Genomic DNA, 15,578 nt, shown 5'->3' with positions numbered 1-15,578 from the left:
TTGTGGATGAGCTTGCAAAACAGCATCTTAGTATAACTGATATAGAGATAAAAGGAGATAAGAATGAAAAAGAAAATCTTGATGATGAGACACGCGAAATCCTCCTGGAGCGATGAAAAACTACGCGATTTTGATCGGCCATTGAATTCAAGGGGAATGAAAGATGCACCAAGAATGGGGGCTTATCTAAAGGAACTGGGGATCATCCCAGGGCAAATATTTAGCTCTACGGCAAAACGGGCCCAACAAACAGCTCAGGCCGTGGCAAAGGAGGTTGGATTCAATGTTGAGAGAATCAACTGGGATGAAGAGCTCTACCATGGAGAGCCGATGGCTTATTTAAATGCCATCAGGTCAGCAGATGCAAAAAGTGAAGTTGTCATGACCATTGGCCACAATCCGATGACGGCTGAAGTTATGAGTGCACTCTCTAAGCAATCTTTTACACATCATGTTCCAACTTCAGCCCTGGCCTGTTTTGAAACGAGTGCCGAATCCTGGAACGACATCCGGCAGAGCAGTTGTAAATTGCTTTGGATTGTGTCGCCCAAGGAGATTTAGTCGGATATAATTCTGAGTTCATCAAGCAGCCGGTCTGTGTTATCAATTTCATCCATCATAAATAGGATGAACCGGATGTCTACACTCAATGTTCTGCTAAGTTGAGGAATAAAAAAGTAATCACTGACAATCCCTTCGATATTTCCATCAAAAGCTAAACCGATCAACTCTCCGTGTCTGTTTAAAACGGGGCTTCCGGAATTCCCGCCTGTGATATCGTTGGTTGAAAGAAAATTAAGCATCAAATCCCCATCGTAATTTTCGTAGCCTGAAAAGTCTGCCTGATTTGCAGAATATGTTGTTAATTTTTCGGGAACTGAAAATGGAAATTCGTCACGGTTTTTGGCAAACATACCGCTGAGTGTTGTGAAAGGCAGATTATAAACACCATCTTCCGGCTTGTAACCCATAATTTCGCCGGCGCTTAAACGCAGTGTAAAATTGGCATCGGCATGATGAAGATTTTCCGGATTCATCTCCTGAACCCCCTCAACATACCGTTTTTGTGCAGGCAGCAGATATCGAAAGTGACGAACGTAATTCTCTCTGCTCTGTTCAAACATTTCGTGAATGTCATTGGCAATGAGGTAGAGGCTATCGGGCCGGGACTGCTCAGAAGGATTGTATTCTGAAAAAATCAAATCCCTGGCAGCTGAAGTGTCTGTTAAAACTGAAGTGCTAAATTGCCGGTCTATAAACTGCTGCAGTTCATGTTGAAGTTCATCCGTAGCTGCTCCATCAAAAAACCTGTAGTAGATGAGGGGTCTTCTGTCTTCCGGGAGTTCTGCAAAAGCAAAGAGCAGATCTCTCAAAATGATCCGTTCTGAATCCGGATTGTAAGCCTGGTGAAGCTGCCTGAAAAAATCATACATCATAAGCTTCTCCTCATCAGATTGCTGAACTTCATCATCTGGGGAGGTTGAATAGATTTCATCAAAAAGGGAGGCTGCCTGGAGTATTTTACTAAATTGAAGAGCGTAGAAACTCAGGTAGAGAACATCTCCAGTTTGTCCGGCAATGGAATAGCTTTGTTCTAATTGCTGCAACACTCGCCCATATTTTAGGTTTCGTAGGGAATCGGATTTGACCCATTCATAAAACCGGTCATCAAATTGGCTCTTTTGTTGAGTGATATTGTGTTTTTCAAACCCTTCTCTGATTCCATTGTAATACTTTAAGGTATTCGCAATGGATGCTTTTTCTGCAGCTACTTCAGTATTACCGTCCTGAGGTGAAGAGACTGATTCCAACCCGTTCAGATAAGCACGGAACGCTTTTTCCAAAACAGGAAACTGCCGATGTTCGTAAAAATCGAATGCGTAACTGCTCTCCTGGCGATAGGTGGTGCCAGGAAACCCGAGAGTCATAGTGAAATCGCCGGGATTCAATAGCCCGTTTTTAATAGGAAGCGTGTAGTCCGGTTGATATGGTACATTTTGAGGCTGGTACTCTTGTGCGGTACCATCCTGAGATACATAAGCCCGCAGAAAAGTAAAATCCCCGGTATGTCGCGGCCACATCCAATTGTCGATATCACCGCCAAATTTACCGATCGCTTCTTCCGGCGCATATACCAAGCGAACATCCCGGATGATTTGATAGGATGAAAGAATATACCGGTTACCGCTCCAGATATCGTCAATTTCTGCTGTAATATCCGCATCATCAGTGGTGTACTCTTCAATAAGCTGCTGTTTTATGACTTCAATTTGTTCAGCTTCCTCCTGATACGTCAGTTCAGAGTCCAGCCGGGAAGTGATTTCGTTCGTAATATCAATTTGTTCGAGGGGGATATGCACGGTGTAGCCGGGAACAGGAATCTCATCTTTGGCTGTTTGAGCGTAAAATCCGTTAATGAGGTAGTTGTGATCGGTTGAGCTTGCCGAAGTGATGGCATCGTAAGCTACATGATGGTTGGTAAGTATGAGTCCTTGATCTGAGACAAAAGATCCGGTGCCTCCCCCTTCATTTCCGATATTAATGCGTGTTATTGCGCGATGAAGTGAAGGTTCGGTATTGCTATAAATTTCATCTTCGGTTAATGTAAGTCCCCGCTCGTTAAGTAATTCATAAAGTTCACCCTGTAACTGAGGCATCAACCACATTCCCGAATGATCGGGAGATGAGGGAGGGAAAGGATCAGATTCAGTAACGGTTTGGTGAGTGCTGCAGGCCGTGAACAGGATGAAACACGAAATGATACACCCGAATAAAATAGATTTCATATCCCCGAAAAACGTTGGTTGATTCTGACGTGTTGCAATAGCTATACTTAGTCAGAACTTTGATACAATTGTTGTATATTCGCTTAAAATAAAAAGATATCAGACAATCAGATGATCTATAAGCAAAAATTTTACTATCTCTGCAAAACACCATTAAGTGCTGAAGGCCCTGAGGATGTTGAAGTTGTTGACCGGGCTGACGATAACAATGAGTTTCCGGCACTTTTTCAAAAGTTTGAAGATCTTCGCTCTCATGCCTTCAATGAAGATAATATCTATAGCATTGTACGTGCTGATGATATCTATGATCTTCTGAGAACCGGAACGGAAAAAGAGGCTAAGGAGATGGCCTACGAGAGAGCGGAATCGGAAATTATCACCAACCTCCAGCATCGTGTAATGCAGGGGAAAGACAAAAATGCCAAAGCCATTCTTAAGGAAGTCCATCAGATCGACGCCTGATTCAACTCGCTAACCTCCATTCCCTTAGGGTCTCGGAGGGTCGATTAACGTACTGTTTTATATGGAATGATATCAGGTTCAGATTTGTCATTTAAATAAATAATGAAAATTTGAATCTATCGGAGAAGTATTATGCCTGATATCAAAACAGTTAACGGAACAGACAAGATGGACATCAATATTGGAATTTCTGACGAACACAGAAAGAAAATAGCTGAGGGGCTTTCAAGAGTATTGGCCGACAGCTATATGGTGTACCTGAAAACCCACAATTACCATTGGAATGTGACCGGGCAGCTCTTTCATTCTCTTCATGGAATGTTCGAAGAGCAGTACACAGAGTTGGCTGAAGCCATCGACGAAATAGCTGAAAGAATTCGATCAATCGGGTATCCTGCTCCCGGATCATTTCGGGAATTTTCTGAGATCACATCCATAGAAGAGGATACCGATCAACCGGATGCTCTACAGATGGTGAGACAACTGGCTCTTGATAATGAAACGATATTAAGAACAGCTCGGGAAGTGCTGCCTGCTTGTGAAGAGGCCGGCGATGAAGCTACAATCGATCTGATTACGGAGCGATTAGATGTTCATTCCAAAACGGCCTGGATGCTAAGGAGCCATCTGGAATAATCTGAAACTTTAAAAATCCGGCTTTGCACATGCAGAGCCGGATTTTTTTATTTAAACTATTGGGTATACAAGATGTAAGCGGTTGTTATTTAATAGTGGGGACTTTTATTAATGCTTCTCTCTCTGCAATAAACATTAATTGAAAAATACGAATAGAAGATGGAAAATCTTGAAGGACAATTTGAAGAGCTAACACCAATGATTGTTGAGCACGGTTTAAGTGTAGTTGGTGCAATTGTAATACTGATGCTTGGCTGGTGGCTAGCCGGTTGGGGAAAAAGAAAAGTTGTAGCTAAAGCATCTGCATCAAAAGGGATTGATGATACTCTCGTCCCCATACTTGGTCAGACCATAAAGATTTTGATTCTGGTCATAACAATACTGGCAGTATTGGGACAATTTGGAATTGAGACTACAAGTATTGTAGCAGTTCTTGGTGCTTCTGCATTGGCTGTCGGTCTGGCGTTGCAGGGTACACTCAGTAACGTAGCCGCAGGCGTAATGCTTCTGATTTTACGTCCGTTTAAAGTTGGCGATGCCGTAAATATTGGAGGCACAACGGGTGTGGTGGATTCTATCGGGTTGTTCACAACTGAAATGCACTCGTTTGATAATATTGGAATCTCCATGCCAAACTCAAATGTTTGGGGAACTGAAATACAGAACATGTCAAAGTTTGAAAAACGACGTGTAGATATGGTATTCGGTATCGATTACAGCGATGACATGGATAAAGCGATGGAGATCATTAAGAAAGTTTTGGATGCGGACGAGCGCGTATTGAAAGATCCTGCACCACAGATAGCAGTTAGTAATTTAGGAGATAGTTCTGTAGATATTATAGCGCGTCCCTGGGTGGAAAATGCAAACGTCTGGCCTCTTCGTTTTGATGTGACCAAGAAGGTGAAAGAGGAGTTTGATAAGAATGATGTCAGCTTCCCATTCCCTCAAACGGATGTACATCTCTTCAAAGAGAACTAAACGTGATATTTCTCAAATGTTTACAAGGCTCCGGCAACCCCGGGGTCTTTTTTTTGAAAAACGTGTTAAGGGGCTCCCAGAGTATAATTGGTGGTTGCTTCCATATTGAAACTTGTTTAAACTATAAAGCTACATAAGAAGGCTTAGGGCCGTAATTTTGCAATTTAAAGATCCAATCTGTTTTGACTGATTCTAAGAATACCCAACCCGCTGATAATAAACATCTTTTTGAAAATGATTTTGTCTATGTGACGGATGAGGGGGATGTGAAACTGAAAAAAACAAACCTTTTCGAAGAGAGAACACTGGGCACAGTTGATCCTGAATCGGTTGAAGCACAAGTGGAAGCTTTTGAAAAAGCATTTTCCAATCTGGAGCAGAAGGTGAATACATTTCTGGAAAGTGCCGAGGAGACCGTTAAAGAGAGTCCCGATAAAGCTGATGAAAAGCTGACCGAATTGATTGATGAAATCAAAGGAGCAGAAGCAGTTGGTGATTTTGATAATTTGGTGCAGTCTGCAAAAGATCGTTATGAAGAGCTGAAAGAAGCTGTATCCACAGCAGAAGAGGAAAATCAGGTGGATCAAGATCAAGATGAAGAGGATTCAAGTGAAGAGGCCGAATCTTTGGAGCAGAGTGAAGTGGATGAGGTTAAAGAAGTGAAAGCAGAAGATGAAGAAACAGCTGCTGAAACTGAAGACGCTTCAGACGAGGACGATCCGTTGACTTTTTACAAAGAGCTTGAGAAAAAAGCAGAAGAGTTGATGGATATGACGGATTGGGCATACGTATCGATGGAGTTTGACAATATTGACAACTCCTGGGGCGAAGGTCCTGACCCTGAAGATGCAGACATCAAGCCCATTAAGGATAAAATTGATCAGCTTCGCGAGCAGTTTGAAGAGAAGAAACAGGCTCATTACGAAGAACAGAAGCGTATTCGACTTGAAAATCTGGAGAAGAAGAAAGATCTGCTGAATCAGCTGAAAGAGATTGTAGATGAGAAAAAGTGGAGCCACACCAAAGATGTAGGTAGAATAAAAGGGCGCTGGGAGCATGTTAAGCCCATTCCGGCAGATGAGGCTGAAAAGCTGGAAACCAAATTTGAATCCCTTCTCAGCACATTTGATGAGCATAAGGTAGACCGCCTTGTAAAACAGAAGCAGAAGGAAGAGGATAATTTAACCGGTAAATTGGTGATCCTCGAAAAAATGGAAGCTTTTGTAAGCGGTCTGAATGAATCTGCCGACTGGCCTGAGCAGGAGAAGAAATTTGATGAACTGACCAAGCAGTTCAGGAAAATCGGCCGTGTACCTTCCGATAAGAATCGTGAAGTATGGGGTAGATATCACAGCGCGCAGGATACATTCCACTCTATGCGCTTTAAGCACGACAAGAAGTACAGAAATGAAATTGAGAAGTTCCTGTCTAAGAAGAAGAAACTGATTGATGAAGCTGAAGCTCTGCTCGATGCGGATGATCTTGCAGATGCAGCTCGCCGTGTAAATAAACTGCACCGCCGCTGGAAAAAAGTAGGCAACCTCCCGCAGAAGGATGAAAATGAGATGTGGGATCGTTTCAAAGCGGCAACGGATGCATTCAATGATAAGAAATCTGAAAACCTGGATCTGCTAAGAGAACAGGAAGAGGAGAACTACGAAGAGAAGCTGAAAATCGTTGATAAGGCAAACGAGCTGAAAGATTCTGAAGATTGGGAAGCAACCCATAAAGCACTTCAGGATTTGATGAAAAAATGGAAGGAGATCGGTCCTGTACCCAAGAAGAAATCCGGCAAGATCTGGAAGAAGTTTAAAGGGGCGATGGATCATTTTTATGACAGGCGCCGAGACCACTTTAAAGAAGTGAAGGAAGAGAGAAAAGACAACCTGAAAGAGAAAGAAGAGGTTCTGGAGAAACTTGCGGAGTTAAAATCTCATGACGATCCTATAGATGCTGTTGAAAAGGCGAAACCACTTCAGGAAGAGTTTAAAAAAGCGGGATATGTGCCAATCAAGCATAAAAATCGCCTTTGGAAAGAGTATCGCGAAACCTGTGATGTTATTTACGATCGCTTCAGAGCTGCAAAAGCTGCAGTTGATGTGGTAGGCCGTGAAAATGTAGAAAACTTTTCAGCCGATGATATTGCTGATATTCGCAAGAAGCAGAACGAAATTAATAAGCTTAGAAAAGACGTGGGTAAGCTTACCGGCGAAGTTCTTCAAATGAAAGAGTCATTAAGTTATTTTAAGCCTTCAGGAGGCTCGAGCAGTTTGCTGGATGAGGTTAAAGAGAAGATCAATAAAGCCGAAAATGAGCTCGAGAAGAAAGAAGATAAGCTTGCTGATCTGGAGAAAGAGGTCGACCAGATTAAAAAAGATTCATAGTACCTGATAAAAATATCATATACTTTTAGAGCTGTTCTCTTATGTAAACCAAGTCTGAATACTCTTAGTATATCCTGAAGAATCTATACTCAAATATCGCTCACGTCCTTGCAAGTAAATCTGCCGAAGGAAACCTTAGGGATTCCATAGAAGAGCTTGAGGTAGAAATTTTCTTTTCCAGCAACGGCAATGACGCCGAAAAAGATCTCAATGGTCGTCAACCCGATGTATTGGTTATCGAAAAGAATTTCCTGGATGAAAATCACATCCAGTTTGAACAGACCGTTAAACTGTGCCCCGGACTGAAGTTTGTTCCGGTAGTCTATCTGGGTACAAGAGATGATAACGGAGTCGGGAGTTTGCTTCAGTTTAACAGCTTCCGGATTGTAAAAGATAATGAATCTCTCCTGGACGCGGTAAATGAACAGCTTATGCCGTCTGTAAGAATTCGATTTTGGGGTGTTCGCGGATCTACCCCATGTGCGAATTTTGAAAATATTGAATATGGCGGTAACACCAGCTGCATGGAGATTGATGCCCCCGGCATGGACGAGCTGCTGATATTTGACAGTGGAACAGGTATCCGGAATTTGGGGAATCATCTGGAACGACTGGATAAAATGAACAATAGGGGAAGAATTTTTATAACCCACCCGCACTGGGATCACATTCAGGGATTTCCATTTTTCAAACCGTTCTATTCCAGTAAAAACAAATTTTCAATTCATCTTCCTGAACAATATCGTGGCGGTGCTCAGGAGATTCTGTCCGGTCATCTCACCAAAACATTTTTCCCGGTTACTCTCGACATGCTGGATGCAACCATTGAGTATGTAACTCAAAAAGAGGAGAGAGAGGATTACGGACACTATTCAATTGAGTACTTTGTGGCAAATCATTCTACAAAAACAGCAATCTATAAGATCAGAATAGGCGGGCGTGTCATTGTTTATGCGCCGGATAATGAGTTGCCACTCAACACAACCCCGATCCGGTTTGTCGAGAAATTCCAGGAGTTTATAAAGGATGCGGATGTATTGATACATGATGCCCAATATACACTTCAGCAGTACAAAGAAAGAGAAGGGTGGGGGCACTCCGCATGGGAGCGTGTGATTGAAGTTGTAAAACCTACAGGCGTGAAAAATCTATATTTAACGCATCACGACCCTGATACTAACGACGAAGTTTTAAGAAGAAGAGACAGTAGACTTAAACAGTATGAAGGCGCTCCGTTTGATAAAGTTAGTTTAACAAGGGAAGGAGCTGAAATCAGAATTCCTGTCAAGCGATCAGAAACCATAATGAGCGGAAACAGGGCAAAAGTTTCCTAGTTTAACGTGAGTTCGACTTAAGAATCTTGAAAATAATTCTCCCCTCCTGTGTAAGGAGGGGTTGGGGGAGGTAGCCCTAATGATTTCAGGCTTTAAATCTGATCTGACATTGGTTTCAACCACCCCTAAATCCCCTCCTTGAATAAGGAGGGGACTTCTTCTATGCCTTTACCTTCATTTTATATCGAATTCGCGTTAGCTTATAAAAATTAAATAAATATTCGGATACCAATCCCGCCATTAACCCCAAAACTGGTTTCGGGAATGAGATCAAGGGTTGGGGCTACTTCAAAAAACATCGATAATCTGGTTTCCGGAAACATATATTGTAGTCCTACCGGAATTCGGGCTCCAAACTTAGAGTCATCAGAAAAGAGGGCTCTTGCACCCAGGCCATAGTAAAAAGCCAAGCTTCCGCTTTCCACAGTTAGCCACTTGTGACGGAGATAATCTGCATGAAGGTGAACGGAGCCGTTGTCACCAAATGACCAGGCTAAAGCCGCATCAATTGCTGTATTATCTGATTGCCAGGCTTTAAAGCTGATACCGGTGGGTTCACCTAATATTACACCAAGTTCTGTATCGCTATATCTGGACTGGGCATCCAAAGTTGAAATTGCTCCAAATAACAGCGCAAATGCGAATGTTAAAATTGTAATTTTTGCCTTATTCATTAGTATGATATTTAATTATTTCGCAGTCAGTTAGTTACGTATATGTTACTTTAACAAGTATGGCAACTAAAAGTTCCTTAAGCTTTTAGTGGTGAATGGCTTTGCAAAACCTATACAATTTGTCATTCTGAGTTTATCGAAGAATCTTTATATGCAAGTATTGGTTTTAAAACTAGATTCTTCACTACGTTCAGAATGACAGCGCCGATTCTGTAAAGCCTTTTGGTGAATGATTCACGTTAAGAATTAATTTTAAAATGATTCAAATGAATAAGCAAAAATAGATAGTACTCTAATGGGAGAAAATTTATTAATCATTTTCGTGAAGACACCTGAAAAAGGCCGGGTGAAAACACGTCTTGCAGCATCTGTAGGTGATGATAAAGCGCTCAATATTTATAAAAAGTTATTGGATATAACAGCAGAAACGGCAGCTGGGGTTCATGCAACAAAAAGGGTTAGCTACTCGAAATCAGTGGTAATCGATGATCAGTTTGATGTGAATATATTTGAAAAAACTGTACAGTCGAACGGTGATTTAGGCAGGAAGATGAAAAGTGCCATTCATGCAGGCTTTGAGCAAGGATTTAAAAGAGTCATCCTGATTGGAAGTGACTGTCCGGGCATTTCGAGCAACTTAATAGATGATGCATTTGATAGGCTGAAAAGCGTTGACTGCACTATTGGCCCGTCAGACGATGGAGGGTACTATTTGATTGGCATGAGCAGGTTTTTACCGGAGATATTTGATGATATAGAGTGGAGTACTAACAGCGTCTGTGAAACGACGATTGAAAAACTTGAAGAATCGGGGGCTACGTACAGTAAACTAACCGTCCTTAATGATATTGATACAGAGAGTGATCTGATGAAAAGTGATCTTCGGATATGAATGAAGAAGCAATAAGCATTATTATTCCAGTCCTGAATGAAGAGGGTCAGATTAAAGAACTGATAAATAACGTTCAAAAGCTTCAATACGATGATGGAAATGAGATCATTGTGGTAGACGGGGGGAGTTCTGATCGTACGGCTGAATTGGCTAAACGGGCAGGTGCTAAGGTAGTCGTTGCAGATAAAGGGCGTGCCAAACAGATGAACGCCGGCGCCAGAGCTGCCAGGGGAGATGTTCTCTATTTCCTACATGCAGACACCACACCGCCAAAACTGTTTGACCGGGAGATTCTAAAAGCAATTCAAAAAGGGTACGGGTTTGGATGCTTTCGGCTTGTTTTCGACTGGGATCATCCGATACTTCGGTTTTATAGCTATTTTACGCGATTCCGTTTAACAGAAATTCGTTTCGGAGACCAGAGCTTATTTGTGCAAAAAAAGCTGTTTGAAAAGGCAGGTGGTTTTGACGAGGATTTGATTGTGATGGAAGATCAAAAGATTGTGAGAGACCTAAAGAGAATTGGAAGTTTTTATCTTTCAGAAAGAAACGTCATTACATCCGCTAGAAAATACAGAAATGTAGGTGTTATTAGGCTTCAGCTGATTTTCACTTTTGTTTGGCTTGGATACTATGCGGGGTTGAGCCAGGAAGTGTTGTTTCACTTTTATAAAAATCAGATTTCATCTTAATAATTGGCTCTTAAACAGATACGTGAAAAGTTGCCTATTCACGTCTCGATGAAAGCGCTTTATCAAAATTATAAATTGAAGTATTGGGTTCTATTCTCTTAAAAAAATCATTACCTTTTCGCCGTTGTTAATAGTCGCTTAACAAACAGTTCTTATTATCTCTGACCACATAAAAACACATAAAAACTAATTCTAATCATATCGCCAATTATGAAACGATATTTACTACTATTCGTCGCTCTTCTTGTGCTGCCAATTTCTGTGTTCGCACAGGGTACCACATCCGGGTCGATTGAAGGAACAATTACAGATGTAACGGGTGAGCCGCTGCCGGGAGCCAATGTGGTTGCCGTGCATATGCCTACCGGAACCGAATATGGGACATCAACACGTGTTGATGGTCGCTACACTCTCAGAAATGTTCGAGTTGGGGGGCCTTATGAAGTACGTGTTACTTTTATCGGTTTCAATTCTCAAATTAAAGAGATTACCAGAGTCGAACTGGGTGAACGTGTAACTATGGATTTTGAACTTGAAGAGGGTTCTCTTGAATTAGGAGAGATCTCAGTAACTGCGGTTGCAGATCAGGTTTTTAACTCAGACAGAACCGGCGCCAGAACCAACATCAGCAGTGAAGATATTGCTGTTACTCCAAGTGTATTCCGATCTCTCGGAGACTTTACCCGACTGACACCACAAGTTACCAGTGGAAACAGTTTTGGTGGAGCGAACGACAGATATAACAATATTCTTGTTGATGGTGCTACACTTAATGATGTTTTTGGATTGGGTGATGCAACTCCGGGATCTCAGGCAGGTGTTGGATCTCCGTTGAGTATCGACGCTATCGCGGAATTTAACGTAGATATCGCCCCTTTTGACGTGACCAATAACGGATTTACCGGTGGCCAGGTTAACGCGATTACTAAGAGTGGTACAAACACGTACACCGGATCTGTTTACTTCCAGACCAGAAATCAAAGTTTGGTTGGTAACTATGAGATTGACGGTGATGAGTCCAGTGATTTTCCTGACTTTACTGAGCGCTACATCGGTTTGAATGTTGGTGGTCCGATCATTGAAGATAAACTCTTCTTCTTCGTGAATGCTGAGTTTAAGCGTGAAACCAGCCCAATTACAGGCGGTATTCTTGGAAGCGGAGCTACAAACCAGGTAAACTTTGAGGCTTCTACTTTTGATCAGATTGCTAATATTCTTGAGAATCAGTACGGATATGATCCAGGCGCCTATACATCACCGTTGGATACAGAAACCAATAATGACAAAGTGCTTGCAAAATTGGATTGGAACATCAATCAGGACCACAAACTGAGTTTCCGTTACAACTATGTGGACGCTATTGCAGACAGGGGAATCAGTCGGGGGACAAGCTCGTTCACATTCTCCAACCGTCAGTACGATTTCAACAGTAAGCAGAACTCAGTTGTTGCGGAGCTGACCAGTAGAATCAGTGACAATGCGTTTAACGAAGCTCGGGTAGTATACACAGCAATTCGTGATTCACGAGATGTGCCTTCCCAGCGATTCCCAAGTGTTACACTTAGTTTGCCGTATGATGACGATCGAAGTGGATTTGGATCAATCAATGCGGGTGTTGAGCGTTTCTCTCAGGCAAATGGTTTGGACCAGGATTTGATTGAGCTAACCAACAACTTCACCTACATCTCCGGTAATCATGAATTTACCTTAGGTACAAGCAACCAGATCTTCACGTTTGATAACCTGTTTGTTCAGGATGCTTTCGGTACATATACATTTAGAGGTATTGATGATCTGGCTGATGGAAATCCATTTGATTATGCTCACAGCTACCTTCTGCCAGGCGGAAGCCCGACAGCTAACTTTACCGGAATGCAGTTTGGATTGTACGCACAAGACAAATGGACTGTGAATAACAGTCTTACACTGACTTACGGTTTAAGAATTGATATTCCAGTACTGCCTGATGAGCCAACCTTCAATCCTCTTGTTCCAACAGCATTCCCGGGATACTCAACCGATAAGATTGCTTCCGGAAATATTCTCTGGGCACCTCGTGTTGGATTTAACTGGGATGCCAGTCAGGGACAGAGAACCACACAAATTCGTGGTGGAGCGGGTATCTTTTCCGGTACACCTCCGTTTGTATGGATCTCCAACCAGTACAGTAACACCGGTGTAGACTATGGTCGTGTTAGTGAGAGAAACTATTTAGGTGATGGATTTTTTAGCCCGGACCCTGATAACCAGCCAACTCCAAGCACCAGTGGCCAATTGGATCCAATTGCAACATCAGAAATTAACCTGATTGCAGATGACTTCAAGTATCCTCAGTCATTGAAAGTGAATCTCGCTGTTGACCAGGAACTGCCTTACGGTATCCGTGGTACACTTGAAGGGGTTTACTCCAAAGCGATTAACGATGTAACTTTCTCAAACATTAACCTGGTACAGGAAGGAACATCTGCATACGGAAGACCTATTTATGGTGATATCACATTCAACTCAAACTTTGGTAATGCATCCGGAACACCATCAAGACTGGATCCGAACTTTACCAATGCGATCTTATTGGAAAACACAAATGACGGCTATCAATACAGCATCACCGGTGAGTTGGAAAAACGTTTTGAGAGCGGGTTTTTTACAAGGTTGTCTTATACCTATAACCGTGCAACGAACGTAAATAACGGTACTTCCAGTCGTGCGATCTCTAACTGGCAGTACAACGAGAACGTTGATGTGAATAATGCTAAAGTGGGAACTGCGGACTTTGAAAGACGCCACAGAATTCTCGGTATTGCTTCGTACAGACTGGACTGGGCTGAAAGATTCAATACTACATTCTCATTGATTTATGACGGACGGTCAGGTTCTCCATACAGCTACATCTACAGAGGTGATGCCAACGGAGACGGTCGATTTGATAATGACTTGCTTTATGTGCCTGCTGAACAGGGTGAAGTTGTACTGATGAGCAACAACTGGAATGAATTCGATGAATTTATTTCCGGAACTGATGCACTGAATGATTACAGAGGTGGTCATGTAGAACGTAACACTGATCGTGAAGAGTGGACAAACTTCCTCGATTTCAAAGTAAGTCAGCAGGTTCAGACCTTCAGCGGTCAGTCTGTTGAGTTTAGCGCAACAATGCTGAACGTACTGAACTTACTGAATCCTGAGTGGGGTGTACGTCAAGGTGTTAGCTTTAACAACCATCAGGCTGTCGATTTCTGGCAGTATGTAGACCAGGACTTCATCGATAACAACCCTGGTCTTGGTTTAGGTGCTGATGATCTTGACAAGCCGGTTGTATTCTTCGACCCGGCTGAACAAGAAGACGAAAACAAGTTCAACGTCAGCGACTTCGGTTCAAGATGGCAAATGCAGTTTACAGTGAAGTACAACTTCTAAAACCAACTGTAAACAAATTTTTCAAAGAGGAGGCCGTTCGCGGTCTCCTCTTTTTTTATATCCTATACCCGACTTTATGCACAAGCTAAAACTGTCTATACCAGCCTTTATCTTTTTATTTACACTTCTTTTTGTTGCTGCTTGCGATAAAAGAAAGGAGATTGATTCGAATAAACTTCTTCTTATTTCTATTGACGGTTTCCATCCCGATTATTTAAACAATTATGAAACACCCAACCTGGATCGAATTGTTGAGCAGGGAGTTCTGGCAGACTATATGATCCCGGTTTTTCCAACCAAAACCTTTCCCAATCACTACTCCATTGTAACCGGCCGATACACCGAAAACACCGGATTGATTGCCAATAATATGTACGATTCAGAGATGGACTCTTACTACAGTCTCGGCAATAGAGAAGCCGTTCAGGATGCCCGGTGGTATGAAGGCGAACCGATCTGGGTAACGGCAGAGAAACAGGGAGTAAAATCGGCACCCATGTTCTGGCCCGGCTCGGAGGCGCCGATTGGCGGAACTCATCCAACGTATTGGAGTCCTTATGATGACTATCACCCCTACAGTGCCCGGGTCGATTCAGTCATTCACTGGCTGACCATGGAGCCTGAACAAGCACCCGGATTTATGACACTCTATTTTAGTAAAGTAGACACTTATGGGCATCGGTACGGACCAAACTCAGATTCCACAGCGGTTGCCGTTAAAGAGGTAGACGAACAGATTGGATATTTGCTGTCGGAGCTTGAAAGAGTTGATAAAGGAGAAACATTGAATATGATCATCGTTTCCGATCATGGAATGGCAGAAGTATCCGAAGAACGAGTTATTTTGCTGGATCAAATTATCGATTTAGAATTGGTTGAAATGATCGATTGGAACCCGGTTGCGATGATTCAGCCAAATGAAGGAGAATTAGATGAAATTTATGAGTCGTTGAAAGCAAATGAGAAGAATTTCAGCGTGTACAAAAAAGAGGATCTGCCGGATCGTCTCCATTTTAAAAATCACGATCGTGTTCCGGAATTTATCCTTATAGCGGATTTGGGGTATAGTATTACAACCTCCAATCGATTGGAAGAGTATGGTGTAGCCGGTGGTGCTCACGGGTATGACAATCTGTATCCTGAAATGCATAGCTTATTTATTGCAGCAGGTCCCTCGTTCAAGCAGGGGATAACAACCGAAGGTTTTCAAAATATTCATCTCTATGAACTGATGACCCATCTACTGGATCTCGAGCCGGCTCCAAACGACGGGAGACTTGATTCATTAATTCATATCTTACAAAAATAATATTCAACTCA

Annotated in this window: 12 protein-coding genes; 10 read left to right on the top strand and 2 right to left on the bottom strand. The window is 42.4% G+C overall.

From position 1 onward, the window contains the following. The first annotated feature begins 63 nt into the window (after positions 1 to 63). Complete coding sequence (locus CWD77_RS11170) at positions 64 to 561, top strand: SixA phosphatase family protein (RefSeq protein ID WP_101073651.1); 498 nt, start codon at positions 64 to 66, stop codon at positions 559 to 561. On the opposite strand, the gene CWD77_RS11165 is transcribed toward CWD77_RS11170, so the two are convergent. Next, positions 558 to 2,786: a S46 family peptidase gene (locus CWD77_RS11165; RefSeq protein WP_101073650.1), complete on the bottom strand. Its 2,229-nt coding sequence runs from the start codon at positions 2,784 to 2,786 to the stop codon at positions 558 to 560. The two genes, CWD77_RS11170 and CWD77_RS11165, sit on opposite strands and share 4 nt — an antisense overlap. 111 nt (positions 2,787 to 2,897) lie before the next feature. On the opposite strand from CWD77_RS11165, the gene CWD77_RS11160 reads away from it, so the two are divergent. The 5 genes from CWD77_RS11160 (at position 2,898) to CWD77_RS11140 (ending at position 8,583) form a co-directional block, all read left to right on the top strand. Then, positions 2,898 to 3,248, top strand: a complete 351-nt coding sequence (locus CWD77_RS11160) for a hypothetical protein (protein WP_101073649.1) — start codon at positions 2,898 to 2,900, stop codon at positions 3,246 to 3,248. A gap of 132 nt (positions 3,249 to 3,380) precedes the next feature. Then, complete coding sequence (locus CWD77_RS11155; protein WP_276307523.1) at positions 3,381 to 3,884, top strand: Dps family protein; 504 nt, start codon at positions 3,381 to 3,383, stop codon at positions 3,882 to 3,884. A gap of 159 nt (positions 3,885 to 4,043) precedes the next feature. Continuing rightward, on the top strand, positions 4,044 to 4,865 hold the full coding sequence (locus CWD77_RS11150; protein ID WP_101073648.1) for a mechanosensitive ion channel family protein: 822 nt from the start codon (positions 4,044 to 4,046) through the stop codon (positions 4,863 to 4,865). A 182-nt stretch (positions 4,866 to 5,047) separates the two neighbouring features. After that, positions 5,048 to 7,249 (top strand): DUF349 domain-containing protein, encoded by a 2,202-nt coding sequence (locus CWD77_RS11145; protein WP_240596783.1) that lies wholly within the window; start codon positions 5,048 to 5,050, stop codon positions 7,247 to 7,249. A 230-nt stretch (positions 7,250 to 7,479) separates the two neighbouring features. Continuing rightward, complete coding sequence (locus tag CWD77_RS11140) at positions 7,480 to 8,583, top strand: MBL fold metallo-hydrolase (RefSeq protein WP_240596781.1); 1,104 nt, start codon at positions 7,480 to 7,482, stop codon at positions 8,581 to 8,583. 209 nt (positions 8,584 to 8,792) lie between these two features. Here the strand turns inward: CWD77_RS11140 and CWD77_RS11135 are convergent, their stop codons facing one another. Then, on the bottom strand, positions 8,793 to 9,257 hold the full coding sequence (locus CWD77_RS11135) for a hypothetical protein (RefSeq protein WP_240596779.1): 465 nt from the start codon (positions 9,255 to 9,257) through the stop codon (positions 8,793 to 8,795). Positions 9,258 to 9,579: 322 nt separating this feature from the next. Here CWD77_RS11135 and CWD77_RS11130 point away from each other — a divergent pair, with 322 nt between their 5' ends. The 4 genes from CWD77_RS11130 to CWD77_RS11115 all read left to right on the top strand — a co-directional run bounded on the left by CWD77_RS11130 (position 9,580) and on the right by CWD77_RS11115 (position 15,567). Next, positions 9,580 to 10,149 (top strand): TIGR04282 family arsenosugar biosynthesis glycosyltransferase, encoded by a 570-nt coding sequence (locus tag CWD77_RS11130; protein ID WP_165779138.1) that lies wholly within the window; start codon positions 9,580 to 9,582, stop codon positions 10,147 to 10,149. Then, positions 10,146 to 10,841 carry a TIGR04283 family arsenosugar biosynthesis glycosyltransferase gene (locus tag CWD77_RS11125; RefSeq protein ID WP_101073646.1) on the top strand — a complete coding sequence of 232 codons (696 nt, stop codon included), beginning with the start codon at positions 10,146 to 10,148 and terminating at the stop codon, positions 10,839 to 10,841. Before CWD77_RS11130 ends, CWD77_RS11125 begins: the two co-directional genes overlap by 4 nt. A 210-nt stretch (positions 10,842 to 11,051) precedes the next feature. Then, the gene (locus CWD77_RS11120; RefSeq protein ID WP_101073645.1) at positions 11,052 to 14,258 is read left to right on the top strand and encodes a TonB-dependent receptor; all 3,207 of its coding nucleotides are present in this window, start codon (positions 11,052 to 11,054) and stop codon (positions 14,256 to 14,258) included. A 76-nt stretch (positions 14,259 to 14,334) separates the two neighbouring features. Further along, positions 14,335 to 15,567: an alkaline phosphatase family protein gene (locus CWD77_RS11115; RefSeq protein WP_101073644.1), complete on the top strand. Its 1,233-nt coding sequence runs from the start codon at positions 14,335 to 14,337 to the stop codon at positions 15,565 to 15,567. Positions 15,568 to 15,578: the final 11 nt, after the last annotated feature.

The sequence above is a fragment of the Rhodohalobacter barkolensis genome, assembly GCF_002834295.1.
Classification (GTDB): Bacteria; Bacteroidota; Rhodothermia; order Balneolales; family Balneolaceae; genus Rhodohalobacter; species Rhodohalobacter barkolensis.
This window is presented reverse-complemented; position numbering and strand designations above follow the sequence as displayed.

What these genes read in the sequence shown, in the direction of transcription:
- CWD77_RS11170 (WP_101073651.1), top strand. Translation starts at nt 64, where the DNA reads ATGAAAAAGAAAATCTTGATGATGAGACACGCGAAATCCTCCTGGAGC.
- CWD77_RS11165 (WP_101073650.1), bottom strand. Translation starts at nt 2,786, where the DNA reads ATGAAATCTATTTTATTCGGGTGTATCATTTCGTGTTTCATCCTGTTC.
- CWD77_RS11160 (WP_101073649.1), top strand. Translation starts at nt 2,898, where the DNA reads ATGATCTATAAGCAAAAATTTTACTATCTCTGCAAAACACCATTAAGT.
- CWD77_RS11155 (WP_276307523.1), top strand. Translation starts at nt 3,381, where the DNA reads ATGCCTGATATCAAAACAGTTAACGGAACAGACAAGATGGACATCAAT.
- CWD77_RS11150 (WP_101073648.1), top strand. Translation starts at nt 4,044, where the DNA reads ATGGAAAATCTTGAAGGACAATTTGAAGAGCTAACACCAATGATTGTT.
- CWD77_RS11135 (WP_240596779.1), bottom strand. Translation starts at nt 9,257, where the DNA reads ATGAATAAGGCAAAAATTACAATTTTAACATTCGCATTTGCGCTGTTA.
- CWD77_RS11125 (WP_101073646.1), top strand. Translation starts at nt 10,146, where the DNA reads ATGAATGAAGAAGCAATAAGCATTATTATTCCAGTCCTGAATGAAGAG.
- CWD77_RS11120 (WP_101073645.1), top strand. Translation starts at nt 11,052, where the DNA reads ATGAAACGATATTTACTACTATTCGTCGCTCTTCTTGTGCTGCCAATT.
- CWD77_RS11115 (WP_101073644.1), top strand. Translation starts at nt 14,335, where the DNA reads ATGCACAAGCTAAAACTGTCTATACCAGCCTTTATCTTTTTATTTACA.